The sequence below is a fragment of the Streptomyces lydicamycinicus genome (genome assembly GCF_000829715.2).
GTDB classification, from domain to species: domain Bacteria; phylum Actinomycetota; class Actinomycetes; order Streptomycetales; family Streptomycetaceae; genus Streptomyces; species Streptomyces lydicamycinicus.
The window spans coordinates 1983-3396 of sequence record NZ_BBNO01000020.1; the positions used below are offsets into that span (position 1 = coordinate 1983).

1 other annotated feature (running past one end of the window) is annotated in these 1414 nt (G+C 57.4%).

Annotated features, from left to right (window positions below):
• Positions 1-1271: a sequence feature (mutual gap in cmsearch alignment for this rRNA model is longer than 100), on the minus strand (it extends 1955 nt beyond the left edge of the window).
• Positions 1272-1414: the final 143 nt, after the last annotated feature.

The following is a 1414-nucleotide window of genomic DNA, read 5'->3' on the forward strand; positions in this document are numbered from 1 at the left end:
GCAATGACACGACTTCGGCGGTGTGCTTGAGCCCCGCTACATTGTCGGCGCGGAATCACTTGACCAGTGAGCTATTACGCACTCTTTCAAGGATGGCTGCTTCTAAGCCAACCTCCTGGTTGTCTCTGCGACTCCACATCCTTTCCCACTTAGCACACGCTTAGGGGCCTTAGTCGATGCTCTGGGCTGTTTCCCTCTCGACCATGGAGCTTATCCCCCACAGTCTCACTGCCGCGCTCTCACTTACCGGCATTCGGAGTTTGGCTAAGGTCAGTAACCCGGTAGGGCCCATCGCCTATCCAGTGCTCTACCTCCGGCAAGAAACACACGACGCTGCACCTAAATGCATTTCGGGGAGAACCAGCTATCACGGAGTTTGATTGGCCTTTCACCCCTAACCACAGGTCATCCCCCAGGTTTTCAACCCTGGTGGGTTCGGTCCTCCACGAAGTCTTACCTCCGCTTCAACCTGCCCATGGCTAGATCACTCCGCTTCGGGTCTTGGGCACGCTACTCAACGCCCTCTTCGGACTCGCTTTCGCTACGGCTTCCCCACACGGGTTAACCTCGCAACATACCGCAAACTCGCAGGCTCATTCTTCAAAAGGCACGCAGTCACGACACAAGGACAAGTCCTTGTGCGACGCTCCCACGGCTTGTAGGCACACGGTTTCAGGTACTATTTCACTCCGCTCCCGCGGTACTTTTCACCATTCCCTCACGGTACTATCCGCTATCGGTCACCAGGGAATATTTAGGCTTAACGGGTGGTCCCGCCAGATTCACACGGGATTTCTCGGGCCCCGTGCTACTTGGGTGTCTCTTAAACGAGCCGCTGATGTTTCAGCTACGGGGGTCTTACCCTCTACGCCGGACCTTTCGCATGTCCTTCGCCTACATCAACGGTTTCTGACTCGTCCCACAGCCGGCAGACTGCAGAAAAGAGATCCCACAACCCCAACCACGCAACCCCTGCCGGGTATCACACGTGACTGGTTTGGCCTCATCCGGTTTCGCTCGCCACTACTCCCGGAATCACGGTTGTTTTCTCTTCCTGCGGGTACTGAGATGTTTCACTTCCCCGCGTTCCCTCCACACTGCCTATGTGTTCAGCAGCGGGTGACAGCCCATGACGACTGCCGGGTTTCCCCATTCGGACACCCCCGGATCAAAGCTCGGTTGACAGCTCCCCGGGGCCTATCGTGGCCTCCCACGTCCTTCATCGGTTCCTGGTGCCAAGGCATCCACCGTGCGCCCTTAAAAACTTGGCCACAGATGCTCGCGTCCACTGTGCAGTTCTCAAGCAACGACCAGCCACCCACCACCCCAACCCGAAGGCTGAGTTCACTGGGGCCGGCATCGCGAAGGTCCAGACAACAGTCCGTACCCTCAGATACCCAACAACGTGCCCGAC